This is a genomic window from Pseudomonas sp. LBUM1655, assembly GCF_059716085.1.
In genome coordinates this window covers 2,456,081-2,480,733 of sequence record NZ_CP166801.1, presented here as the reverse complement: position 1 = coordinate 2,480,733, position 24,653 = coordinate 2,456,081, and the positions used below count along the sequence as shown (strand labels likewise).

At 59.9% G+C, this 24,653-nt stretch carries 24 protein-coding genes and 1 pseudogene; 14 read left to right on the top strand and 11 right to left on the bottom strand.

What is annotated here, in order from left to right; translation table 11 throughout:
* Nucleotides 1-8 precede the first annotated feature (8 nt).
* The gene (locus tag ACA074_RS11135; RefSeq protein WP_034152479.1) at nt 9-776 is read left to right on the top strand and encodes an SDR family oxidoreductase; all 768 of its coding nucleotides are present in this window, start codon (nt 9-11) and stop codon (nt 774-776) included.
* A gap of 156 nt (nt 777-932) precedes the next feature.
* On the opposite strand, the gene ACA074_RS11130 is transcribed toward ACA074_RS11135, so the two are convergent.
* The 6 genes from ACA074_RS11130 to ACA074_RS11105 form a co-directional block, all read right to left on the bottom strand.
* The gene (locus tag ACA074_RS11130; RefSeq protein ID WP_497679005.1) at nt 933-1,061 is read right to left on the bottom strand and encodes a hypothetical protein; all 129 of its coding nucleotides are present in this window, start codon (nt 1,059-1,061) and stop codon (nt 933-935) included.
* An 889-nt stretch (nt 1,062-1,950) separates the two neighbouring features.
* Nucleotides 1,951-2,208 carry a DUF1652 domain-containing protein gene (locus ACA074_RS11125; protein ID WP_187681323.1) on the bottom strand — a complete coding sequence of 86 codons (258 nt, stop codon included), beginning with the start codon at nt 2,206-2,208 and terminating at the stop codon, nt 1,951-1,953.
* 137 nt (nt 2,209-2,345) lie between these two features.
* Nucleotides 2,346-3,839, bottom strand: a complete 1,494-nt coding sequence (locus ACA074_RS11120; protein ID WP_497679004.1) for a helix-turn-helix transcriptional regulator — start codon at nt 3,837-3,839, stop codon at nt 2,346-2,348.
* 178 nt (nt 3,840-4,017) lie between these two features.
* Nucleotides 4,018-4,899 carry a LysR substrate-binding domain-containing protein gene (locus ACA074_RS11115; protein WP_187681325.1) on the bottom strand — a complete coding sequence of 294 codons (882 nt, stop codon included), beginning with the start codon at nt 4,897-4,899 and terminating at the stop codon, nt 4,018-4,020.
* A gap of 6 nt (nt 4,900-4,905) precedes the next feature.
* Nucleotides 4,906-7,119, bottom strand: a complete 2,214-nt coding sequence (locus tag ACA074_RS11110; RefSeq protein ID WP_497679003.1) for a xanthine dehydrogenase family protein molybdopterin-binding subunit — start codon at nt 7,117-7,119, stop codon at nt 4,906-4,908.
* Nucleotides 7,119-7,583: a (2Fe-2S)-binding protein gene (locus ACA074_RS11105; RefSeq protein WP_497617642.1), complete on the bottom strand. Its 465-nt coding sequence runs from the start codon at nt 7,581-7,583 to the stop codon at nt 7,119-7,121. The genes ACA074_RS11110 and ACA074_RS11105 overlap by 1 nt, the downstream gene beginning before the upstream one ends.
* Before the next feature lie 118 nt (nt 7,584-7,701).
* Here ACA074_RS11105 and ACA074_RS11100 point away from each other — a divergent pair, with 118 nt between their 5' ends.
* The 9 genes from ACA074_RS11100 (at nt 7,702) to ACA074_RS11060 (ending at nt 17,595) form a co-directional block, all read left to right on the top strand.
* A complete protein-coding gene (locus ACA074_RS11100; protein ID WP_187681328.1) occupies nt 7,702-8,592 on the top strand; it encodes a LysR substrate-binding domain-containing protein in 891 nt (296 codons plus the stop codon).
* A gap of 332 nt (nt 8,593-8,924) precedes the next feature.
* A complete protein-coding gene (locus ACA074_RS11095; protein ID WP_123535936.1) occupies nt 8,925-9,854 on the top strand; it encodes an amidohydrolase family protein in 930 nt (309 codons plus the stop codon).
* 4 nt (nt 9,855-9,858) lie between these two features.
* Complete coding sequence (locus ACA074_RS11090; protein WP_497679002.1) at nt 9,859-10,764, top strand: amidohydrolase family protein; 906 nt, start codon at nt 9,859-9,861, stop codon at nt 10,762-10,764.
* A 221-nt stretch (nt 10,765-10,985) separates the two neighbouring features.
* Nucleotides 10,986-12,371 carry a UbiD family decarboxylase gene (locus ACA074_RS11085; RefSeq protein ID WP_497679001.1) on the top strand — a complete coding sequence of 462 codons (1,386 nt, stop codon included), beginning with the start codon at nt 10,986-10,988 and terminating at the stop codon, nt 12,369-12,371.
* Nucleotides 12,372-12,382: 11 nt separating this feature from the next.
* Nucleotides 12,383-13,024: a UbiX family flavin prenyltransferase gene (locus ACA074_RS11080; protein ID WP_497679316.1), complete on the top strand. Its 642-nt coding sequence runs from the start codon at nt 12,383-12,385 to the stop codon at nt 13,022-13,024.
* A gap of 74 nt (nt 13,025-13,098) precedes the next feature.
* On the top strand, nt 13,099-14,142 hold the full coding sequence (locus tag ACA074_RS11075; protein WP_497679000.1) for a CobW family GTP-binding protein: 1,044 nt from the start codon (nt 13,099-13,101) through the stop codon (nt 14,140-14,142).
* 348 nt (nt 14,143-14,490) lie between these two features.
* Nucleotides 14,491-15,858 (top strand): nucleobase:cation symporter-2 family protein, encoded by a 1,368-nt coding sequence (locus tag ACA074_RS11070; protein ID WP_497678999.1) that lies wholly within the window; start codon nt 14,491-14,493, stop codon nt 15,856-15,858.
* Nucleotides 15,859-15,871: 13 nt separating this feature from the next.
* Nucleotides 15,872-17,260: an amidohydrolase family protein gene (locus tag ACA074_RS11065; protein WP_497678998.1), complete on the top strand. Its 1,389-nt coding sequence runs from the start codon at nt 15,872-15,874 to the stop codon at nt 17,258-17,260.
* Between the two features lie 149 nt (nt 17,261-17,409).
* Entirely contained in the window at nt 17,410-17,595 is a 186-nt protein-coding gene (locus tag ACA074_RS11060; protein ID WP_489880008.1) for a hypothetical protein, read from the top strand.
* A gap of 17 nt (nt 17,596-17,612) precedes the next feature.
* On the opposite strand, the gene ACA074_RS11055 is transcribed toward ACA074_RS11060, so the two are convergent.
* Together ACA074_RS11055 and ACA074_RS11050 are read right to left on the bottom strand one after the other, a co-directional pair.
* Complete coding sequence (locus ACA074_RS11055; protein WP_401269268.1) at nt 17,613-18,059, bottom strand: NUDIX hydrolase; 447 nt, start codon at nt 18,057-18,059, stop codon at nt 17,613-17,615.
* 87 nt (nt 18,060-18,146) lie between these two features.
* Nucleotides 18,147-18,314 carry a hypothetical protein gene (locus ACA074_RS11050; RefSeq protein ID WP_187677100.1) on the bottom strand — a complete coding sequence of 56 codons (168 nt, stop codon included), beginning with the start codon at nt 18,312-18,314 and terminating at the stop codon, nt 18,147-18,149.
* Between the two features lie 172 nt (nt 18,315-18,486).
* On the opposite strand from ACA074_RS11050, the gene ACA074_RS11045 reads away from it, so the two are divergent.
* The gene (locus ACA074_RS11045) at nt 18,487-18,915 is read left to right on the top strand and encodes a nuclear transport factor 2 family protein (RefSeq protein WP_401269265.1); all 429 of its coding nucleotides are present in this window, start codon (nt 18,487-18,489) and stop codon (nt 18,913-18,915) included.
* A 78-nt stretch (nt 18,916-18,993) separates the two neighbouring features.
* Here the strand turns inward: ACA074_RS11045 and mqo are convergent, their stop codons facing one another.
* Nucleotides 18,994-20,640: a malate dehydrogenase (quinone) gene (gene mqo, locus ACA074_RS11040; RefSeq protein ID WP_123529021.1), complete on the bottom strand. Its 1,647-nt coding sequence runs from the start codon at nt 20,638-20,640 to the stop codon at nt 18,994-18,996.
* Nucleotides 20,641-21,174: 534 nt separating this feature from the next.
* On the opposite strand from mqo, the gene ACA074_RS11035 reads away from it, so the two are divergent.
* Complete coding sequence (locus ACA074_RS11035) at nt 21,175-21,606, top strand: nuclear transport factor 2 family protein (RefSeq protein WP_401269258.1); 432 nt, start codon at nt 21,175-21,177, stop codon at nt 21,604-21,606.
* Nucleotides 21,607-21,773: 167 nt separating this feature from the next.
* Here ACA074_RS11035 and ACA074_RS11030 read toward each other — a convergent pair whose 3' ends face one another.
* Together ACA074_RS11030 and ACA074_RS11025 are read right to left on the bottom strand one after the other, a co-directional pair.
* Nucleotides 21,774-22,499, bottom strand: coding sequence for a methyl-accepting chemotaxis protein (locus ACA074_RS11030; protein WP_401269288.1), 726 nt, complete (start codon nt 22,497-22,499; stop codon nt 21,774-21,776).
* A 132-nt stretch (nt 22,500-22,631) separates the two neighbouring features.
* A pseudogene (locus ACA074_RS11025) lies at nt 22,632-23,387 on the bottom strand (MCP four helix bundle domain-containing protein); the annotation flags it as partial.
* A 247-nt stretch (nt 23,388-23,634) separates the two neighbouring features.
* On the opposite strand from ACA074_RS11025, the gene sodC reads away from it, so the two are divergent.
* Nucleotides 23,635-24,156: a superoxide dismutase [Cu-Zn] SodC gene (gene sodC, locus ACA074_RS11020; protein ID WP_401269255.1), complete on the top strand. Its 522-nt coding sequence runs from the start codon at nt 23,635-23,637 to the stop codon at nt 24,154-24,156.
* Nucleotides 24,157-24,295: 139 nt separating this feature from the next.
* A complete protein-coding gene (locus ACA074_RS11015) occupies nt 24,296-24,610 on the top strand; it encodes a DUF2388 domain-containing protein (protein ID WP_187677095.1) in 315 nt (104 codons plus the stop codon).
* The last annotated feature ends 43 nt before the right edge of the window (nt 24,611-24,653 follow it).

The window sequence follows — 24,653 nt, the reverse complement described above, 5'->3', positions numbered from 1 at the left end:
GAACCCTTATGTCCAAGACTCAGTTGTTCGACCTCGACGGCAAAATCGCTTTCGTCTCCGGCGCCAGCCGTGGCATCGGTGAAGCCATCGCCAAACTGCTGGCCCAGCAAGGCGCCCACGTGATCGTCTCGAGCCGCAAGCTCGACGGCTGCCAGCACGTCGCCGACGCGATCATCGCGGCTGGCGGCAAGGCCACTGCGGTTGCCTGCCACATCGGTGAGATGGAGCAGATCAGCCAGGTGTTCGCCGGGATCAAAGAACAGTTCGGCCGTCTCGACATTCTGGTCAACAACGCCGCGACTAACCCGCAGTTCTGCAACGTACTGGACACTGACCTGAGCGCGTTCCAGAAGACCGTCGACGTGAACATTCGTGGCTACTTCTTCATGTCCGTGGAAGCCGGCAAGCTGATGCGCGAAAACGGTGGCGGCAGCATCATCAACGTCGCGTCGATCAACGGTATTTCGCCGGGCATCTTCCAGGGCATCTACTCGGTGACCAAAGCGGCGGTGATCAACATGACCAAAGTCTTCGCCAAGGAATGCGCGCAGTTCGGCATCCGCTGCAACGCCTTGCTGCCGGGCTTGACCGACACCAAGTTTGCCTCGGCACTGGTGAAGAACGACGCGATTCTCAAGCAGGCGCTGACACAGATTCCGCTCAAGCGTGTGGCCGATCCGAGTGAAATGGCCGGTGCGGTGCTGTATCTGGCCAGTGATGCGTCGAGCTATACCACGGGTGTCGCGTTGAATGTGGACGGTGGATTCCTGTCCTGACTCCCTTTTCCTGACCCAAGACTGACCTGTGGCGAGGGGATTTAGCGAAACGTCGCACCGTCCCGATGCAGCGCGTAGCGGTCCCTAAAAGTTGGGAACTGCTGCGCAGTCCATCGGGGATAAATCCCCTCGACACAAGAGCCTGCTAATTCTGGATCAGGCATTCAGCACCTTCGGCAATTGCCCGCCAAAGTGCACCGAGAGCCATCGCAAGGCCAGACACTCCGCGCCCGCCAGCAACGCCACCGCCACGGGCGACACCGCCGTGGCGACCAGATCAGCCACCCGCACAACCCGCTCAACCCGGGACTTGCGCCCTTCGGGTGCTATTGAGTGACGCAACGGGTGGTGGTGATGTGTCGAGTCACCTGCTCATCGACATAAGCGTCGCCGGCCACCTCGGTATTCTCGATGACTTGGCAGGTACGCTCCGGCGGCGGAGGTGGCGTTACGGGTGGAGGTGGTGGTGGACTGGCACAACCGGCCAATAAAACTGCAAGAAAAGCCAACGGCAACACGCGTTTCCCAAGATTGTTCATAGGACGACCCGCGATAAATGGGAGACCAACTTGCGCGACCGAACCGGCCACGCAAGACCTGACCACTCATTCTTTATAGACGAGACGCTTGCAAGCGCCAGTAAACCGGACGTATCGGGGTGTTATGGCTGTCGATTTTGCGTTGGGACTCACGAGATGATTATCAGGCAACCGAATTCGCGAGCAAACCCGCTCCCACAAGGAAATAAGAACACCCCGCACGCGGCGCATGCCGCCCCACTCAACACAATGAGCGCAAGCTCGAGTACCGCTCTTGATCTAAAAGGCCCGTCGGCAGGCTGAGTGGAGGGATTGATCCGGGGGTGGGAGCGCAGCGACCGTTCGACGAAGTCGAACACATCGAGAGGAGGTGCAGCGAAGCAAACCGGAGGCGATGCCCCCGGATCAATCCCGCAGCGAAGGAACCCGAGCCTCAGCGAGCGGGCCGTACGTCAGGGCAAGCCTTTTTGGTTACTTTTTCGGCGTCTGGAAAAAGTGACCCGCCGTAAGGGCGGAACCCTAAGCAGCCGTTACCGCAGCAACGGATATGTACTCAAACCGGATATCTACTCAATCAGCAAAAACACCACCGCCCAAACCGACACCATCGCTGGCAAGCCAGCTCCCACAGAGATCTAAGCCAAATCAGTGTCAGTCGATGCGCGCAAAGAATTGCTCTCCAACTCATACCGCAACTCCTCAATCAACGCGTCCACCGACTCCGGCGTACGCAATGCTTTGAGCTTCAACCCACTGATCACCAGATCCACCTGCCCTGACACCGGATGATAGAGCTTCACCGTCAGCGAATGATCCCCATCCACGGAACAATCACAGGCAAGCGGCGAAAAACTCTGCTCCAGCCGCGCACGCAACTGCGCAAGATTCATCATTGAAACTGTTCCTTAAGCCATTTCGAAGGGACACGATCCCAAGCCAGAAAAGACTCGTATCGCACCCCAACAGACTAAGAACAGCCCCTTCACACCAACACACTAATTTGCACCGATTGAACTAGTGCATTTGCACCCTATCGCTGTCCCTTGCTCCCCCCGCCGGAAAACAAACCCCGCTCCCGCGCCCAGACAATCGCCTCGCTGCGGCTGTGCACATCCAGCTTGGAATACACCGTTGCCACATGATTGCGCACGGTGTTCGGCGCCAGTTTCAACCGCGCCGCAATCTCCTTATCCGCCAGCCCCTCGCAGATCAAGCCCAGCACATCGCGCTCACGCGCCGTCAAATCTGTGAACGACATACTCGGCAATTGTGGCGAGTTGACCCTCTTCACATTGGCCAGTTTCTCGATCAACGTGCGACTGAACCACGAAGCGTCTTTCATCACCTCTTCAATCGCCGCGACCAGCTCAAGCTCGGTACGCTTGCGCTCGGTGATGTCCATCAGCACCAGCAGATAGCACGGCATATCCTGAATATTGACCGTGTCGGCAGACACCGCGCACTCCAGCAGATCGGCATCCCGCTTGCGCACTCGCACGTCGACCCGATCAATCCGACCGTTCTTTTCCAGCGCCGTCAGCAACCGTGCACGCGCACCGCTGTCGTCGATAAACTCCAGCTGCGTCACGGTTTTGCCCAGCACGTCGTCGCTGTCATAGGCCAGCGTATCGAGGAACGCCTGATTGACGTCGAGAACCCGCTGCTCATCGGCGCTACAAACCACAATCGGTACCGGGGTCAGGCGGAACGCTTTGGCAAATCGCTCTTCGCTTTGACGCAGCGCCACTTCCGCCTTGTGCCGCAACTCCATGTCGACGAAGGAAAACAGCATGCACTGCTCATCGTTAAGCAACAGCGGTTGCCCGGCGACGATCACTTGTTTGCTGCCGCCATCGGGCAGGCGCAATTCGGCCTGCATCTGAGGAATCGTCGCCACATCACGCAGACGCTGAATGGCCAAATCCTTTTGTTCGGCCTGTTCAAGAATGTCGATTTCATACGCCGAGGTACCGATCACCTGATCGCGAGTATAACCGGTCATTTCCAGAAACCCCGGATTGACCTTGATGTAGCGCAGGTCGCTAAGACGGCAGATCACCGCCGGTGCGGGGTTGGCATTGAAAGTCTTTTCAAAGCGGTGTTCGGCGTTGGCCCAATCAGTGACGTCGCTCATGATCAGCACCAGCGACTCGGGCTGACCCTCGCGATCGGTCAGCACCATGCTGCGCACGCTGTGAACCCAGACACGCTCCGGGTCATCCACGGCGAACACCTCGATCAGCACGTCGCTGAAGGCTTCGCAGCGCGCCACTCGGCTGATCGGATAGTTCTCCGGTGGCACCATGTGATTGTTGCGATACCGCAGGCTGAAACGCTTGGCGTATTCGTCGGCGTTAGCGCCCAGCTCACCGATACGGCTGACGCCGTGCATGGCCAGCGCCGCTTCGTTGGCCCAGAGAATGCTCTGATCCAGCTCAAGCAGAATCACACCATCCGACAGCCCGGCGATGATCTGCTGCAACTGGCGACGATTGGTTTCGCGGGTCAGGACTTCCTGGCTCATTGGATCTCCACAAGTGATACGGCCATGTGAAGGTTACGACCGCAGCCGTGCGCGATCGTGCGCCTCGATCTCACACAACCCACATCCCTGTAGGAGCTGCCGAAGGCTGCGATCTTTTGATCCTGTTTTTTAAGATCAAGATCAACAGATCGCAGCCTTCGGCAGCTCCTACAGGGGGTCACTGCTCGACCAGTTCACGCAGCGTATCGAGAAACAACTTGAGCACCGGCGAAGCATCATCAGCGCGATAGGTAGCGTACAGCGGCACTTCCGGCAGCGCCGGGGTCAGCCGCCGAAACACCAGCCCCGCCGGCGCCAACTGCTCGATCGAGGCGGGTAATAGCGCCACGCCGAATCCCGCGCGCACCAGACTGAGCAAGGTCTGCACTTCGATCACCTGCTGGCGAATCTGCGGGGTGAACCCGGCCTGAATGCAGCACTGATAAAGAAAGTGGGCAAACCGCGACTGCTTCAATTCCAGCGCCACAAACGGTTCCTGCGCCAGATCCGCCGGGGCCAGCACCTCTAGGCTGGCCAGCGGATGATCTGCCGGCATGACCACATGAATCGGTTCGTAGATCAGCAATTCATTGCGCAACAACGGATCGTCATAGCCGACGCGAAATACACAGGCATCGATGCGTTTCTCCTTCAACGCCTTGACCTGCGCCGCCGGGGTCATCTCGTGCAGGCGCCAGATGACCTGCGGGTAACGCTCGCGGAACAGGTGCAGGGCTTTGGGCAGCACACCGACCATCACTGAACTGATCATGCCGATTTCCAGTTCGCCGAGTTGCCCACGCCCGGTCTGGCGGGTCAGATCCAGCGCCCGCTCAAGCTGTTCGAAGACCAGCGGCGCCTGCTCCTTGAGCATCTGCCCCGCCGCTGTCAGCTCGACCCGATGATGACTGCGCTCGAACAGCGGCGTGCCCAGTTCCTCCTCCAGCAAGCGAATCTGCTGGCTCAGCGGCGGCTGGCAGATATGCAGGCGTTCGGCGGCACGCCCGAAGTGCAACTCATCAGCCAAAGCCATGAAATAGCGCAGTAGACGCAGGTCCATGGCGGCTTACCCCAGGCTCAACGGCGTCGAGCGCTGACGCACACCGGTCAACGCGAACAACGCGTTGGCGATGGCCGGCACCACCGACGGACTGCCCAGCTCACCGACGCCACCGGGTTTGCTCGGTTCACCGTCCAGCACGACGATGTCAGTGGCCGGCATGTCCGACATGCGCGTGACGCGATAGTCGTGGAAATTGCTCTGCACCACGCTGCCCTGTTTGATATTGAGCCGGTCGAACAACGCATGGCCCAAACCCCACATCAGCCCACCATAGATCTGCTCTTCGACGCCGCCCGGCGACACTGCCAGACCGCAATCGACCACGCAGGTGAGCTTCTCGACTTTAGCCTTGCCATCGACCGTGGCAACCCTCGCCACCACCGCGATAAAACTGGTGTAACCCTGATTGGTGGCGAGCCCCAGCGCCGTGCCCGGAGGCAGCGGTTGGCCCCATCCGGCGCGCTCGGCAGCTTGCTTGAGCACCGCCACATGGCGTGGCCGCTCCTGCATATTGGCCAGGCGGAATGCGAGCGGATCGGCACCCGCTGCATGGGCCAGTTCGTCCATGAAGCCCTCCACGGCGAACACGTTGGGAATGAAACTCACCGAGCGATACCAGCCACTAGGCACGCCGCTTTCGTGCTTGACCCAGTTCAAATCCAGATGCGGCGCACGATAGGCGAAATCCCATGCGGTGATTGCTTCGGTGGTGCTGTAATCCATGTGATCCGGGCGCTCGAAGTAACCCGGCTCCCACTGCTCCGGCGAGGCGGGCGACACCGCGTGCAGTTGCAGCGCAGTGAGTTTGCCCTGGGCGTCGAGCGCGCCTTTGACCCGATGCAGCGTGGCCGGGTGATAGAACAGCGCGTGCATTTCATCTTCGCGGCTGTTGAGCAACTTAACTGGCACACCGGTTTGCTGCGCCAGATACGCCACTTCAAACAACCAGTACTTGGCCTCCCGTGCACCGAAGCTGCCACCGGATACGAGCTCGTTGATGGTGACATTAGCCTTGTCGATACCGCACACGGTTTTCGCCGCTTCCAGCGCCGAGGACGGCACCTGCACGCCGCCCCAATACGTGATCGCCTTGTCCTTGACCTGCGCCGTGATACAGATCGGCTCCAGCGGGTTTTGCACCTTGTAAGGCATGGTGTAATCGGCTTCGATCAGCTTCGCAGCGCCCGCCCATTGTCCGCTGACATCGCCGTGGGTCATGGCTTTGACGGTTTGTGCTTTCGGATCAGAAATGGCCGCCGCTTGTACCTTGAACAGTTCTGCACTGTCGAACCCGGCCAGTGGCGAATCACTCCATTTGATCTCCAGCACATTGCGCCCCTGCTGCGCCGCCCAGAACGTATCGGCCAGCACGGCGACGCCTTCCAGATTGCCGCCGAGCACATCGGGCCGCCCCGGAATCGCGATCACCTTGCGCACACCCGGCACCTGCAAAGCGGCCACCGAATCCACGCTGATCACCTTCGATCCAACCACCGGGGCGCGTTGAATCACCGCCACCAGCATCCCCGGCAATTGCACGTCGATGCTGTATTTGAAGCGTCCGCAGACCTTGGCTGCGGCATCACGTTTATGCCGCAGTTTGCCGATGTATTTGAATTGCGCCGGATCCTTCAGTTTGACGTTGGCCGGCGCCGGCAGGTGCGCCGCCACGCCAACCAGTTCGCCGTAACCGAGGCTGCGTTGGCTCGATGGATGGACGACCCGGCCTTCTTCGGTGGCGCAACTGTCGGGGCTGACTTTCCACTGTTTGGCCGCCGCCGCGATCAACAACGCCCGCGCCGTGGCACCGGCCATGCGCAAACGGTCGTATTCCAGCGACACACTGGTACTGCCGCCGGTCGAGAAGACTTTCCAGATCGGGTGAATGTAGGTTTCGAAAAACGGATCCTCCGGGGTGATCACCTGCACGGTCATCGGGTTGACGTCCAGTTCCTCGGCCACGCACGCGGCCAGCGCCGTTTGCGTGCCGGTACCGGAATCGTGCTTGTGCACCACCAGTTTCACCGTGCCGTCAGGAAGTACACGCACCCAAGCATTGGGTTCGAATTCGCGGGCAGGGGCTGGTGCTTTCGGATCAGTGGCGGCGATGCCGGACGGCAGATACAGGGCAATCGCCAAACCTGAAGCCACGGTGACGGCTTGCTTGAGAAATACCCGGCGCGGCAGTTCGATACCGCGATCGTCGATGAGGCTCATCACGCCTCCTTCGGCGCATTCGCCGCGCGTTTGATCGCTTTGTTAATCCGCCCGTAAGTGCCGCAGCGGCAGATATTCCCGGACATGGCGTTGCGGATCGAATCGTCAGTCACCGCCGCGCCGGTGTTGAGCAGCGCGGCCGCGGACATGATCTGCCCCGATTGACAGTAGCCGCATTGCGGCACATCTTCGGCGATCCAGGCCAGTTGCAGCGGATGGTTTTCTGTTGGCGACAAACCTTCGATGGTGGTGATGCTGTGGCCCGCGACGGCGGCCACTGGCATTTGGCAGGAACGTACCGCGACACCGTCCAGATGCACGGTGCAGGCACCGCAAAGGCCCATGCCGCAACCGAACTTGGTGCCGGTGAGTTTCAGTTGATCACGCAGTACCCATAACAAGGGCATGGAGGGGGACGCCTCATCCAGCTCGCGTCGTTCGCCGTTAACCGTGAATGCAATCATTGTCAGGCTCCAAAAGAGCGGCCCGTCTTTGTGCGGGCCTGGTGACCGATTATTGGAACCCTTGGCAAAACGCGGCCAGCGACGATTTCTGCCAACCGGTGTAAGCAGGACTAACAACATGTACAAGCGATACCCGTCGGTGCAGTCCATGAGCGCGTTTATCCACGCAGCGCGCAGCGGCAGTTTCTCCAGCGCTGCGCGCAAGCTCGACCTGACTCATAGCGCTATCAGCCAGCAGATCCGCGCGCTGGAAGATTTCATCGGCCAGCCGTTGTTCGTGCGTGAAGGTGGCGGCAGCAATCTCACCGATGCCGGGCAGTTGTTTGCCAGCGTGCTGTCGGATGGTCTGGCGCAGATTGATCGGGCACTGTCCTCGGTGAAAAATCGCAGCGTGGCGCAACGTCTGACGCTGGATGTCGACAGTGAACTGGCGCAGAGCTGGCTCAATCCGCGTTTGCCACAACTGCTCGATGGCTTGCCGGATTACGAGGTGACGCTGCTGTCGATGCCGCGCAGTGATCGCAGCACGTTCGAGCGGGTCGATCTGGCGCTGCGTTATGGCTATGGCGATTGGGATGACTGTGAGATGACTCAGATCTGTGGCGATCGAGTGTTGGCGGTGGCCTCTCCCGAACTGCTGGAGCGCTATGGGTTGCAGTTGCCATTGAGTCCGGCGCAGGTGCTGGAACTGCCGTTGTTGGGGTATACGCGGCGCTCATGGATTCCGTGGCTGGATGCGGCCGGGATGCCTCCGGTAGAACCCCCGGCGCGGGTGGTGTTTGATAATGCGGCCAATCTGATTGCCGCCGCCGAGGCGGGTGTGGGTGCCGGACTGGTGCGGGGATTGTTGGCTGCCGATGCATTGCGCAATGGGCGGTTAGTGGCGTTGAACGAGGCGCAGATTGCAGCGCATTACAACCTGTATGCGGTGTGGCCGCATGGGCAAGCCGAGCGGGTTGGGCCGGTGGTTGAAGTGATCAAGCAGTTGGCTTTGCATACACACCACTGACGCTTTCGCGAGCAGGCTCGCTCCCACAGTTTGACCGCATTTCTCCAGTTGGAATGCAATCCCCCTGTGGGAGCGACCCTGCTCGCGAAGGGTTCGGCACAATCACCACAAAAACCAAAACCATATCGCCCAAGTATCACCACCGCGCCCAATTAATATTGTACGAACCCCTCCCCCCTTTCCAATACTCGCCTCCAGCAGCCACCCACCCGGGCCGGATGCAACCAGGCGAGGGAATGCGCGTGTCTTGCGCATAGAAATGGCCGATTACCCGGGACGTGGATGCCGAGAGCCGCAAGGCTCCCTTCCCCGCTATCAGGAGATCGACTTCAATGATCATCGATATCAGCTGCTATCCCACCGATCTGGTGGACCTCGCCTGGAGGCATGACGGTGACCCGTTCACCGGCGAGCGTCTGCTGGAGATGATGGATGGCCCGTACATGGTCAACGGCAAACCTCGCCGCATCGACAAAGCCTTCATTCAGCCGCCGCAGGGCAACACGATTTACACCTGGACCGACGGCGAACTCTCGGGCCGCGAATCCATCGACGCCTACATGGCCTACACCCTGAAAATGGTCCAGACCTACCCCGACCGTTTCATCGGTTGCTTCGTCTACAACCCGCGCTGCGGAGTGCAGAACGGCGTCGAGGCGATCGAGCGCTACGTCAAGGAACACGGTTTCAAGATGGTCCAGATGCAGGCCAACATGCACGCCTACCGGCCTGATCGCGCACTGGACTGGGTGCGTCCTTGCTTCGAGAAGTGCGCCGAGCTGGGCATCCCGGTCAAGCTGCACACCGGCGACGGCCCTTACAGCATCCCGTCCGAATGGGTGCCGATGATCAAGGAATTCCCCAACGTCGATTTCATCATGGCCCACTTCGGCGTGCAGACCGGCGGCGTCTACGTGTTCGAACCGATGCAATGGGCAATGGAGCTGCCCAACGTTTACTGCGAATCCGGCTGGTGCCTGCAATCGCGAATCGTCGAATTCGCCAAGGTCTTGCCAACGCACAAGATTCTGTTCGGCACCGACACCCCGCCGAACGAACCGGGCATGTGGCTGCGTCTGCTCGAAGTGCTGTGCCACGAACCGCCGCAAGGCCTGAACCTCGACGAGGACACCCTCGAAGAGTACCTGGGCAACAACACCGCGCGGATGATCGGCCTAGAGCCAACCCCGCCACCGCGTTCCGTTTCCGAAGCAGAGGCGCAGCTCAAGCGCCCCGTCACCACGCAATTGGCCAGGAGCTGAAGCGATGATTATCGATACCCATCTGCACCCCACCAATCTGGTCGACGAGGCCTGGCGCCACACCGGCGAACCGTTCACCGGCGAACGCATGCTCAAGCTGATGGACGGCCCGTACATGATCAACGGCAAGCCGCGCCGTATCGACATGGGTTTCATCCAGCCGCCACCGGGCAATACCGGTTATCGCGACGGCAACCGCCGGGGGCGTGAGGGCGTGCGCGATTACATGTCCTACATCGCCGAGCTCTGCATGAAGTACCCGGATCGCTTCATCGGCAACTTCAATTTCAACCCGCGCTGGGGGCCGGAAAACGGGGCGGCGGAGCTGGAGTTCCACATCAAGGAATACGGTTTCAAGATGCTCAAACTGCACGCCAACATGCACGGCTATCGCCCGGATCGGGCCTTGGACTGGTTGCGTCCGGCAATGAAAGTCTGCGCCAAGTACAACATCGTCGTGCTGATCCACACCGGCGACGGCCCGTACACGATTCCGACCATGTTCTACCCGATCATCCGCGAGTTCCCGATGGTCAATTTCATCATCGGCCACTTCGGTATCCAGACTGGCGGCAACTACTCGTTCGAAGCGTTCTGGATGGCCATGGACACGCCGAACGTGTACTGCGAATCCGGTTGGTGCTTCCAGTCGCGGATCGTCGAATTCGCCAAGGAACTGCCGCGCAACAAGATCGTCTTCGGCACCGATTCACCGCCGAACGAACCGGGCATGTGGCTGCGTGAGCTGGAGGTGCTGTGCTCGCCGGCGCCGCAGGGGTTGGGGATTGATCAGGATCATCTGGAAGACTACCTGGGCAACAACATCGCCCGGTTGTGCGGGATCGAACCGACGCCACCGCCGAAGGATCTGGTTGAGGCAGATATTCGCCTGACCACTACGTATCTCTAGTTAATGCAGATCCCTGGGACACAAGAGAACCCTGTGGTGAGGGGATGAATCCCCTCGCCACAGTTAATCGCATTCCACAGGGGTTCCTCAGCTTTCATGTGGGCAACACAGCGACTTTACAGGCACGAAGATGATCCGGCGTTCGTTCGACCGGCAGGCCAACGGCTTGTCGATTGATTGCCAACTCACCCCTGCGTGCCTGCTTTTTACGAGGTGAAACCATGACCCGTTCGACGCTCGGCGACTCTCAGGACTTTCACGCGTTCATCGATGCCTATCGCCGTGAATACCCGGACGATGTGCTGACTATCACCCAAGCGCTTTCTGCCGATCAGGACGTCACCGCCCTGGTCGACGCCCTTGCCGGACAGGGCCGCGATCCACTGCTGATCTGCGAAAACGTCAGCGGTCTCGGCGTGCCGGTGGCGACCAATCTGTTCGCCTCCCGCACCCGCATTGCCCGAATGTTTGGCGTCACTCCGGCGCAGCTGCACGAAACCTTCCAGACCCGTGCCAACCAGCCAATCCCGCCACGTTTCGTGGAAAGCGGCCCGGTGCTGGATGAAGTGTTCGAAGGTGAAACACTGGATCTGGCGCTGCTGCCGATGCTCAAGCACTTCGACAGCGATCGCGGCCCGTACATCACCAACGCAATCATCATTGCCGAAGACCCCGTCACCGGCATCGCCAACATGAGCTATCACCGCTCGATGCGCCATGCCCGTCAGGCCCTCGCCACCAGCCTGCATTCACGCGGACATCTGTGGCGGATGCTGCAAACCGCCCGCGAGCGCGGTGAAGAGTTGCGGGTGGCCATGGTGGTCGGCGCGCACCCATTGTTCATGCTCGCCGCTGCTGCACGTTTACCCTACGGCAGCGATGAACGCGCGGTGGCGGGCGGCTTGTTCGGCGCGCCGCTGGAGCTGGTCAAGACCCCGCGCTACGGCATCGGTGTACCGGCGTATGCCGAATTCGTGCTCGAAGGCGCGATTGATCCGACGGCTTACGCCGAGGAAGGCCCGTTCGGCGAGTTCAGCGGCTACTCCTCGGATCGTTCGACCAACAACGTGCTGCGCGTCGACACCCTGCTGCGGCGCAAAGACGCCTGGCTCGTCGACGTGATGGGCGGCCGCTACGCCGAACACCTGACGCTGGCGCGACTGCCCCGTGAAGCGGAAATGAGCGAGAAGCTCAAGGCGCGTTTCCCCGCCGTCACGGTAGTGCATTACCCGAACTCCGGTACGCATTTTCATTGCTACGTGGCGCTGGATCAGAGCCGCGACGGCGAGGCGCGGCAGATCATGCTGGCGCTGCTCGGCTGGGACCCGTACCTGAAAACCGTGATCGCGGTGGACAGCGATATCGACATCACGGACGACAGTCAGGTGTTGTGGGCATTGGCCACGCACTTCCAGCCGCATCTGGATGTTTTCATGATCGACGGTTTGCCCGGCAGTCCGCTTGATCCGTCGTCTTCGGTCAACGGCACCACATCACGCATGGGACTGGATGCCACACGCGGTTCGGGTTTTGACGGGATCAAGGCGCAGCTCGATCCGGACGTGCTCGAACGTGCCCGGCAACTGATCAATGGGCTGCAATCGTGAGCCGCCAACGGATGGTGGTCGGCATCAGCGGCGCGTCCGGCTTCATCTACGGCGTGCGCCTGCTGCAATTGCTCGCTGAGCTCGACATTGAAAGCCACTTGATCATCAGCCGCGCCGCGCTGCTGACCATGGCCCACGAAACCGACTACAAACTGGCCGATGTCACTGCGCTGGCCAGTCATTACCACCGCGCAGACGACGTTGCCGCCGGGATCGCCAGTGGTTCGTTCCGCAGTCTGGGCATGGTGGTTGCGCCGTGCTCGATGCGCACGTTGGCGGAGATCGCCACCGGTACCGCGTCGGGCCTGATCGGCCGCGCCGCCGACGTCACCCTCAAGGAGCGCCGCACGCTGGTGCTGATGGCCCGCGAAACCCCGCTGACCCTCGCCCATTTGCGCAACATGACCGCCGTCACCGAAATGGGCGGAATCATCGCCCCGCCGGTACCGGCCTTCTATGCCCGCCCGGAAAACCTCGCGCAAATGGTCGACCACAGCCTCGGCCGGGTGCTCGACCTGTTCGGGCTCGATGCCGGTACTGCCACCCGCTGGCGAGAAAACCCCGAACCCTGTGGGAGCGAGCCTGCTCGCGAAAGCGGTGGGAGCGAGCCTGCTCGCGAAAGCGGTGGGTCAGTCGGCATCACCGCTCAATGACACACCGCATTCGCGAGCAGGCTCGCTCCCACAGTTGATCGCACTCCGACAAAAACACAGGTAAGGAGCTTTAGATGAACACCCCCTTCAACGCCCCAACCCCGAACACCAAAATCCCCGTCACCATCCTCACCGGATTCCTCGGTGCTGGCAAAACCACCCTGCTCAACTACATCCTCAAGGAAAACCACGGCCGCAAGATCGCCGTGATCGAAAACGAATTCGGCGAAGTCGGCATCGACGGTGATCTAGTGCTGAGCTCGGAAACCGAAGAAATCTACGAGATGGTCAACGGTTGCGTGTGCTGCACCGCCGAGGTTCGCGAGGACCTGGTACGCATCGTCCGTGAACTGGTGGCGCGCCCGGTGCGGCTCGATCACATCCTGATCGAGACCAGCGGCCTCGCCGATCCGTACCCGGTGGCACAGAGCTTTTTCATCAACGACCCGATTGCCGATGAAGTCGAACTCGACGCCATCGTGACCATGGTCGACGCCAAGCACATCGCCCAGCATCTGGAAGACCTGCAACTGGATGGCGTCGACAATCAGGCCGTGGACCAAATCGTTTGCGCCGACCGCATCGTCATCAACAAGGTCGATCTGGTCAGCCCTGAAGAGGTGGAAACCCTGCGCGGCAAAATCCGTGGATTGAACGCCACGGCGGATCTTGTGACCTCCACCCATGCGCAAATCGACCTGTCGAAAATCCTCGGTATCGGCGCCTTCGAAGCCACACAGAAGCTGATGGAAATCGGCGCTGATGAGCACGACCACCATGACCACGAACATCACCACGAAGAAGCGGACCACCAACACGACCCAAGCGTGTCCTCGGTCGGCATCGCCGTGGACGGCGCGGTCAATCTGATGGCCTTCCACCGCTGGATCAGTGAACTGCGCTCTTCGCAGGCCGACAATCTGTACCGCATGAAAGGCGTGCTGGCGGTGGCCAATGAAGACCAACGCTACGTGCTGCAAGGTGTACACAGCCTGGTGGAGTTCCGCGCGTCGACCGCATGGGGCACGGAGCCGCGCTCGAGCAAGATCGTGTTCATCGGCCGCGACCTGGACCGCGCGGCACTGAATCAAGGCTTTGCCGCCTGCCTGGCAGGCTGAACAAGGCATCGGAGCCGGTGGATGGCGGTTCCGGGCACGAATGACTGATGCCGATCAGGCACTGTAAATCTATGGAATGAACCCTGTGATGAGGTTACTTGTGGCGAGGGGATTTATCCCCGATGGGGTGCGAAGCACCCCCAAAACCTGAACTCGCGGTTGATCAGACAAACCGCATGCACAGCATTTGCGACTGCTTCGCAGCCGATCGGGGATAAATCCCCTCGCCACAGGCTCCCCTTCACTCCAAGCGCTCATTCCAGCAACCGATCTTCAGTGTTCCCAGGTTCGCAAGCATCAGACGAATACCCCTCTCTACCGCATAAAAACAGCCAGAGGTGTTTCCCCATGTCGTCAGCCACATCCCCATCGCAAACCGCATCCACCGTACATCCCGTCGACCGCATTCTTCCGGTACGACAGATGCTCACCCTCGGCCTGCAACACATGGCCGTCTCGTACATCGGCGCCATCGCCGTGCCGTTGATTGTCGCCAGTGCCTTGAAAATGTCCCATGCCGAAACGGTGGCGCTGATCAGCACCACGCTGTTCTGTTCCGGCATCGCTACCCTGCTGCAAACCGTCGGTTTCTGGAAGTTCGGCGTGCGCCTGCCGATTCTGCAAGGCGTGGCGTTCAGCAGTGTTGGCCCGGTGATCGCCATCGGCAGCAACCCGGAGGTGGGGTTTGCCGGCGTCTGCGGGGCAGTGATCGGCGCGGGTGTTTTCACCATGTTGATGGCGCCGTTCGTGGGTCGATTGCGGCGGTTTTTCCCGCCAGTAGTGACCGGGTGCATCGTCACCGTGATCGGCTTGCAACTGTTCCCGATTGCCTATGAATGGGTCGGCGGCGGGCGCAATACGAGCAACTTTGGTGCTCCAGCGTTTCTCGGTGTGGCGGTGGTGGTGTTGCTGACCATTCTGCTGGTTAACCGTTACGGCAGCCCGATGCTGCGCAATATGGCGGTGCTGTTGGGCATGCTGGCCGGTGCAGGTCTGGCGTATGGCCTGGGCATGGGCAGTTTTCACAGCGTCGAAGAAGCGCCGTGGCTGACCGTGCCGTATCCGTTCTACTTCGGTTTGCCCACCTTCAGCCTGATCCCCATCGCGACCATGGTGGTGGTGATGATCGTGCAAATGGTCGAATCGATGGGGCTGTTTGTGGCGATCGGCGACATCGTCGAAAAACCCGTGGAAGACAAGCAGGTGATCAACGGCCTGCGCGCCAACGGTCTGGCCAGCACCATCGCCGGGATGTTTGCTGCGTTCCCGTTTATTGCCTTCATGGAAAACGTCGGCCTGGTGATTTTGACCGGCGTGCGCAGCCGTTGGGTGGTCGCGGTCAGCGGCTTGCTCATGTGCTCGATTGCTTTGGTGCCGAAGGCCGGGGCGATCATCGCCTCGATGCCGACCGCAGCCCTCGGCGGCGCCGGCATTGCCATGTTCGGCGTGGTCGCGGCGGCGGGGATTCAGACCCTCGCCAAAGTCGACTACGAGCGCAATCGCTACAACGTGCTGATCGTCGGTTTCACCCTCGCCGCCGCGCTGGTGCCGGTGCTCGCGCCCACCCTGTTCAAACAATTACCCGAGTGGTCGCAGCCGTTCCTGCACAGCAGCGTGGTCATCGCCTGCCTGGTATCGGTGCTGCTCAATGCTGCGCTCAATGGCGTCAGCGTGCCCGACTCCACCGCCAGCAAGTCCGCCTCGCACATCCTCTGAACTGGAGCCTGCCATGACTCAATTGCAAAACATCCTGATCAAAAACCCTGTCGCGGTCATGACCGGCCTGCGCGGCCCGCGTGCCCGTGCAGGCGCCGTGGACATCCGCGTGGTGAATGGCCGGATCGCTGAAATGGCCGCCAACCTTGAGCCACATACCGGCGAACGGGTGATCGATGCGCGCCACTGCGTGGTCTATCCGGGCTGGATCAACACCCACCATCACCTGTTTCAAAACCTGCTCAAAGCCGTTCCCGAAGGCTTGAATCAGGATCTGCAAGGCTGGCTCGCCAGCGTGCCCTACCCGCGCCTCAACCGCTTCACGCCGCAATTGGCACGAATCGCCGCGCGGCTGGGCATGGTCGAGTTACTGTTGTCCGGCGTCACCACCTGCGCCGATCACCACTACCTCTACCACGCCCACGGCAGCACCGAGACCGGTGATTTGCTATTCGATCTGGCCGATGAATTCGGCTTGCGTTTCGTCCTGTGCCGTGGCGGCGCACTGGAGTCGGCCAGCGCTCATCCGGGCTTCTCGAAAACTGCCCTGCAACCGGAAAGTCTGGAGCAAATGGTCGGCGACATCGAACGGCTGAAATCGCTGTATCACCAGGACACGCCGGATGCGATGCGACGTGTCGTGGTGGCGCCGACCACGCCGACCTTCTCGCTGCCGCCCACCCTGCTGCGTGAGCTGGCCCACACCGCTCGCGGCCTCGGTCTGCGTCTGCACACGCACTTGTCCGAGACGCAAAACTACGTGAACTTCTGCCGCGAAAAATACAACTGCCTGCCGGTGGAATTCGTCGCCGAACACGAATGGCTTGGCCCCGACGTCTGGTTCGCCCACGCCGTGCATCTGCAACCCGGCGAAATCCGCATGCTCGCGCAGACCGGCACCGGCATTTCCCACTGCCCGGTGAGCAATGCGCGCCTGGGTAGCGGCGTCGCGCCCATACCGCAAATGTATGAGGCCGGCGTGCCGATCTCCTTGGGCGTCGACGGCGTGGCCTCCAACGAATCCGGAAGCATGGTCGGCGAAGCCAACACCGCGTGGCTGATCCACCGCGCCGAACAAGGCGCTTCGGCGACCACGGCAGAAGACGTCATCCATTGGGGCACGACAGGCGGCGCGCAGGTGTTGGGTTTGGGCGCGGTCGGCACGCTGGAAATCGGCCAGGCAGCGGATCTGGTGATCTACAGTCTCGATCACCCACGCTTCTACGGTTTCCACGACAGCGCCGTCGCACCGGTCGTGGCGGGCGAACCGATCACAGTGAAATACAGTCTGGTCGGCGGCCGTGTGGTCGTGGATAACGGCGTGATTCCGGGGCTGGATATCGAACGCATGCGCGCCGAGGCGTGGGAAGGTGTGCAGGCAATGATGAAGGTCGAAGATTGATCCCACCGCCAAACCGTGTAGGAGCTGCCGAAGGCTGCTCCTACACAAAACCGGTGGATTCGCGACTTCAGGGATTCTCGACTAACGTTACCTCCTCATCGGACAGAGCCCCTGCCAGCCACACCGGGCTCTTGATCAAGGAGAGACTGATGACGTACCGCCGCAACATCGAACAGACCTACCGCACCTGGTCCAGCCCGATCCTGCTGGAGCTGAAAAAGCGCGAGCACCAAATGAAGCCAGTCGAACGTCAGGCGTTGGAGAATGTACTGGTGGAAAGGAGGTTGCTGGATATCGGCAACCCTGACGGCGTCGAGCGCCGCCAGGGCAAATAAGGGGCGTGAGTCCGTTATCAATCCAGCAATCCGGCGCTCTTCAGCAGTTCGCCCAATCCCTTCGGCACCAAGGGTGCCTGCTCACTGAAGCTTGAGCTGTCATGCCAGCGCACGGTGAAGGGAGCGCCGTCGCTTTCATGACCCTCAATCTGCGTATGCGCGTACACGCTGGCGTCGGCAAACATCGCATCGTAGACCTGGACAATTTCGTGTCCCGGTTTGCCGTTGTAGATGAACAGGTTTTCGAGGGTGCCGAGCAGGCGCAGGTTCGTCATGGACAGGCCCAACTCTTCCTGCACTTCGCGCACGATCGCTTCGGCGCTGGTCTCGCCGAAATCGATTCCGCCCCCAATAGGTCGGAAACAGGTTTGCCGGCTCGCCGGGTCACGAAACTGGTTAACCAGAATTTTTCCGTTGTGGTGAAAAACACAGAGAGCTAGGGCGCGGATACGAGGTTCGGCCATGGGCTGAAATCCATTTACAGGTGTGAGGCGCGGCATTTAAACACGATTTGCGCGGCACACCTGTGGCCGTCATTTGAAGCGCACACCTCAGACCGGAGAAATCGTCGCGAGCAGGCCAATCATGATGGTCAGTACCAAAAAGCCACCCAGAAAAAACGCCATCTTGTTCATGTTGCTCTCCTCAATGCTGAGCTTGCGGTGCACTGGACGCTTCGGGATGAAGGACTGTCGCGAGTGACCGAACTGCCGGGGCATTTTGATCCTGCATCTGAACCGAATACAGGGGCAGATTGAAACGAAAAAAGCGTATCAGATGGGATCTGATCTGTAGGAGCTGTCATAGGGTGGTATTCAGGCAGCGACAACAAGCTTGCCCTGCCAGCGCTTTGATCTAGAGTCGAAGAACAATAAAAACCCAGAGGTGCAAATGACTGACCTGAATCTGCAACCCAGTGCCGCCGAATCCCTGAATCGCTGGCACGAGATGATCCGTACCGGCGACTTGAGCGCCCTGCCCACGCTGCTTGATGCCAACGCCGTGTTTCGCTCACCGATGGCGCACACGCCCTATCCCGGCGCGCAGGTGGTGGCGATGATCCTCAACACGGTGTTCAAGGTGTTTGAGGATTTTGAATATCACCGGGAACTGTCCACGGCTGACGGGTTGAATGTGATTCTGGAGTTCAGCGCCAAAGTCGGCTCGAAGGAGCTCAAGGGCATCGACATGATTCGCTTCGATGAGCACGGCAAGATTGTCGAGTTCGAGGTGATGGTGCGCCCGTTAAGCGGATTGCAGGCGCTGGGTGAAGAGATGGGTCGACGGCTTGGGGCTTATCTGGCTACCGCCAAAGCCTGAACGTCCGCCCACGGTACAGACACAAAAAAGCCCACTGACCGTCGCCGGTTCAGTGGGCTTTGTGTGTCAGGCGTCTAGTTACAGAGCCATGTCACGTGCAGCGTTTTCCTTCGGAGCTTCAGCTTTTTCAGCTGCAGGTGCAGCCGGAGCAGCAGCCTGACCGATCACGGGTGGAGTCGGCAGTTCGAGGATTTTGGCGGTGTAAGCCCACTCGGCAGCCACTTTGGCTGGATCGCTGTTCAGCTGGGTGCCGTAGCTTGGAACGATCTGGTGCAGCTTGGCTTGCCATTCTGGCGTTGCCACTTTGTCTTTGAAGACTTTCTGCAGCACGCTCAGCATGATCGGTGCAGCGGTCGACGCGCCTGGCGAGGCGCCCAGCAGACCGGCGATGGAGCCGTCTTGTGCAGCAACGATTTCGGTGCCCAGTTTCAGCACGCCGCCAGCGGCTTCATCACGCTTGATGATTTGCACGCGTTGGCCGGCTTGCCACAGGCGCCAGTCTTCAGCTTTGGCGTTCGGGAAGTATTCTTTCAGCGCGTTCAGACGGTCTTCATCCGACAGCATCAGTTGGCCAGCAAGGTACTCGACCAGCGGGTATTCCTTGATGCCGACCTTGGTCATAGGCCAGATGTTGTGGGTGGTGGTGCTGGTCAGCAGGTCCAGGTACGAGCCTTCTTTCAGGAACTTGGTGCTGAAGGTCGCGAATGGGCCAAACAGGATGACGCGCTTGCCGTCCAGAACACGGGTGTCCAGGTGCGGAACGGACATAGGAGGAGCGCCAACCGAGGCTTTACCGTAAGCCTTGGCCAGGTGCTGTTCGGCGATGGCCGGGTTATCGGTCACCAGGAACGAGCCGCCAACCGGGAAGCCAGCGTATTCCTTGGCTTCAGGAATGCCCGACTTCTGCAGCAGGTGCAGAGCGCCGCCGCCCGCGCCGATGAACACGAACTTGGCGTCGGTTTCGGTTTTGGTGCCGTCTTTCAGATTTTTGTAGCTGACGCGCCAGGTGCCATCTTCGTTCTTGGTGATGTCCTGCACTTCGCTGGACAGTTTCAAGTCAAAGTTAGGCTTGGTCTGCAGGTAACCGGCGAACTGGCGGGTGATTTCGCCGAAGTTCATGTCGGTGCCCAGCGGGCTCCAGGTGGCCGCGATTTTCTGGTTCGGGTCACGCCCTTCCATCATCAGCGGAACCCACTTCTTGATCACAGCCGGGTCTTCGGAGTACTGCATGCCGGCGAACAGCGGGCTCGCTTGCAGGGCTTCGTAGCGCTTTTTCAGGAACTTGATGTTGTCATCGCCCCACACGAAGCTCATGTGCGGAGTGGTGTTGATGAACGAGCGAGGGTTCTTCAGAACGCCTTGCTGAACCTGCCAGGCCCAGAACTGACGGGACACCTGGAACGCTTCGTTGATCTCGACGGCTTTCGGGATCGTGACGTTGCCTTTGTCGTCTTCCGGGGTGTAGTTCAGCTCGGCCAGAGCCGAGTGACCGGTACCGGCGTTGTTCCAGCCGTTGGAGCTTTCCAGGGCGACACCGTCAAGGCGCTCGACCATTTCCATCGACCAGCTTGGCTCCAGCTCATTGATCCACACACCCAGGGTGGTGCTCATGATGCCGCCGCCGATCAGCAGTACGTCAACTTTCTTGGCCTCTGCCGCATGAACGGACGTCAGCCCCATCGACAAAGCCAGCCCTAGCAAGGCCGTGTTCACTTTTTTAAACATCTGTTGCACCTATGATAAAACGCCTTCCGCCCGCCGCTTTTATCTGTATGCGATCCGCTTTGATGACGCTCAGGCTGGCGTCGCAGATTCCGGCACACTTCAATTTTGACGGGTGGGCACACAAGGCCGACATGCTGCATCGACCCCAGTTAATGTCCCTTCTGAACTGACTTCTTATCATTATTGGCTCAGCTACTTGAGCGACAGGGATTCCGTCGGCCCGCCCTAAAGGCAAGCAAACTGAATAAGGTCAAACCAAGTTGGCGCGAAGAATATCACGTCAGGGCAAACCCGCGCGTCTGTTCCCGACTTGAGAGTCTTTTTCCGCTCTGGGCGTTATCGGCCAACCGGCGCTGAACATGAACCGGCGAAGGCTGTGCCCGCAGCCGTCGAGCTTTTTCAGTATAGATACCTTGGCGATTCAGTGCGTGCGGCCGCTGCCGTAACCATAAAGAATCTGCTACGTTGTACGATGACTGACAAATTCAAAACAATTGATCAGTCATCAACCCGATAACAACAAGGAAACACCCCATGACCAAGACCAGACTCCTGATCGGTTTTCTCTGCGCCTTCAGCGGATATGCCATGGCTGCTGCCGCCCCGGCGGAAAAAGATGTCGCCCAAGCGGTCGATCATCTGACCCAGGCGATGCTGCACAAAGACATCGCCGAGTTGAACGCGCTGACGGCCAGTAACCTGACCTACGGCCATTCCAGCGGCAAGATTCAGGACAAGAAAGAATTCATCGCCGACATCGAAACCGGCAAAAGCGCGTTCAAGACCCTCGAGATGCAAAAACAGACCATCACCCTGTCCGGCGACACAGCGCTGGTGCGTCACCACTTTTCCGCGCAGGCGTTGAAGGGGACTGAAGTGGTGCCGACCGAGATCGAGAACTTCCAGATCTGGCAGAAGCAGGACGGCAAGTGGTTGCTGGTGGGGCGGCAGGCGTTCAAGTTCTGATTGGACTAAATCTCCTTCAGATTAATCAATCGCGAGCAGGCTCACTCCTACAGGGGGTTGGGCTGTGTTAACGCAACTCAGGCAACTGCACCGCCCCACTGTGGGAGTGAGCCTGCTCGCGATGAAGGCAGATCAGCCACCAAAAATACAATTGCCCAACCCCACTGTCACAACCGAAACCGATCCACCGACTGCGCCAACTGCCCCGCCAGGCTCGACAGCTCATCTGTCGTATTCGCCGTCTGGCCGATCACCCGGCTATTGCCCTCGGACATCCCCGCAATCATTTCCACCTGATGGGCAATCTCGTTACTGGCCTGGCTCTGCTCGCCAATGGTGCGGGTAATGTCGTTGACCAGTTGTGTGGTGCTCAACGTCGCCTCGAGGATCTCGCGAATTGCCCGCTCGACATCGGCCGTCACTGCCATGCCCTTGTCGACCTGCGCCACACCCGCCTCCATGCTGCTGACCGCCTCGCGGGTGCTGTGCTGGATGCGCGCGACCATCGCGGCGATTTCCTGGGTGGACGCACTGGTCCGCGCTGCCAGACTGCGAACTTCATCCGCCACCACCGCAAACCCCCTGCCCTGCTCGCCCGCCCGGGCCGCTTCAATCGCGGCGTTGAGCGCCAGCAGGTTGGTCTGGTCGGCGATGCTCTTGATCACCTGAATGATGTTGAAGATGGCTTCGGATTCCTGATCCAGCGTGCGGATCACCTGCGCCGACTGCTGCGCCGAGCGGGCGATATCGTCCATGTCGTTGACTACTTGATGAATAACCTGCCCGCCATTCTTCGCCAATGATTCAGCCTGATTGGCCATGCCCAACGCGCGCTGGGCGTGACGGGTGATTTCCTCGATGCTCGCGGTCATCTGGCTGGCCGCTGCGGCCATGGTCCCGGCGGCGACACTTTGCTGCTGGCTGCTGTCGGCGACCTGATGGCAGCCGTGGCTCAATTGTTCGCTCATGCCGCTGACGCCATGGGCATTGCGCCGCACCACGTCGATCATGTTGCGCAAATCCCTTTGCATGGTCGCCAGGGTGCGAATCAATACGCTGGCCTCGTCCTTACCGGACGGCTCGGCAATCGGTTCACTGAGGTTGCCGTGGGCGATACTCTCGGCAATGCGGCTGGCCGACCGCAGCGGCCCCAAAATGCTCAGCATCACCCAGCGTCCCTGTGCCAGCAGCAATAACACACTGGCGATCAGCACCACCGCGAGGGCGAGATTTGCACTTCGAATCGCCGATTCGGTACCTTCACTGGTCTGTCGGGTATTGGTTTCGATCTGTTCGCTTAGAGCCGCCATCTGCTCTTCGAGTTGACTGAACGCGGTGTTGAACGTGCCAAGTTGCTGCTGCGCCGCATCAGGGTTGTCCAGCGCCAGCCCGACAATCCGCTCGGCTGCGTTGATATACGTTTCGAGGCTCGGCTTGATCTGCTCCAGCGCCGTGCGCAAAGTCGGGTTGATCGGCAACTTGAGGTTTTCATCAAGTACCTCATGGAAATGCCCGGCGTGCTCGCTGATCGAATCGCGAACTTCGGCCGCCGTGCCGGTACTTTTGCCCAACCCCACCAGCATTGCCGAGTAAACATCGGCGCGCAGGGCGTCGTGCATCATGTCGGCTTCCATGTGGTTGCGCAGCGCACTCATGCTGACCACGTTGTCGCTGACCGCCGAGGCCATCCGCAGATTGCCGACATAACTGACCAGACTTACGATCAACGCCGTCAGCAGGCTGGTAACAACCAGCAACACTAAACGCAATTTTATCGACACCGTGAAATCCTCCCAGGGAACGCTCGAAAAGCCTTGCAAGACCTTGAGTTAAGCCCATTTGTGCCGGTCTGCCGTGTCAGAGCGTGTCAACGAGTGTCTGGGCGGGGCGGCAACCCGGGCAAAACTTTCGGATTGTGCGATGAGTCTCATTTTGCAAGGCAGTCGGATCCAGCCTTCATCGCCCGTTAACTCTCAAGAGCTATTGAATCGATCCTTCTGAACACTCGTGCAGCAAAAGGAAACGCTTATGAAACGCGCACTATGGTTGGGTTTACTCGGTACCTTCGCCCTCGGCACGGCCCAGGCGGCGACCGAAAAAGTTGCGATCAACCTGGTCAGCGCCGATGGCGCACCGCAGGCAATCGGGGCTATCACTATCAGTGAGACGCCTTATGGCCTGCTGTTCACCCCCGACCTGAAATCCCTGCCCGCCGGCGTGCATGGCTTTCATGTCCATGAGAACGGCAGTTGCGAGGCCGGTGTAAAGGATGGCGTTAAAGGCGCCGCACTGGCAGCCGGCGGACACTTTGATCCGCAAAAAACCGGCAAACATCTGGGCCCTTACGCTGACGGCCACTTGGGTGATTTGCCGGCGGTTTACGTAACCGCTGACGGTATCGCCAACTATCCCGTGCTGGCCCCACGCCTGAAAAAAATCTCCGAAGTCAAAGGTCATGCATTGATGATTCATGCCGGCGGCGATAACCATTCCGACATGCCCAAGCCCTTGGGCGGTGGCGGCGACCGCATGGCCTGCGGGGTAATCTGACTCCACCATGCAACCGGGCAACCCACACGGCGTTGCCCGCGTCTCTCTCATAAACCTCTACGGAACTACCACCCGCTGCGCCCCTCTGACGTTATGTAGTACTTCCCTTTTTGCTTCGCGCTTGTGGAGGAATACCGTCATGCGCAAGTTAGTGCTCGTTTCTTCTTTACTCTTATGCCTGCCAGTCGGTTCAGCGCTGGCCCGTGTTGATGCGGGCGATGTCGCCACCTCGGCAGGTGTCTCCGCGTCGCTGTACTCGACCTTCAAGGATCACAAAATGGTGATTCCAGCCCGTGACGACTTGTCTGCATTTGTCGCCAGCGGCGGGGCCATTCGTGGGGTTTATCTTGAGTCAGTGCTGCAACAGGTTCGTCAGGACAATCCCGGCATCGATGCCAGCGATGAAGACCTGGCCAATGCGATTCTGGTGCATTACGAAGGCCTGAATCAGTAATTGCCAAGGATGCGGCGGCCGATGGACGGCAACTGACGGCGCA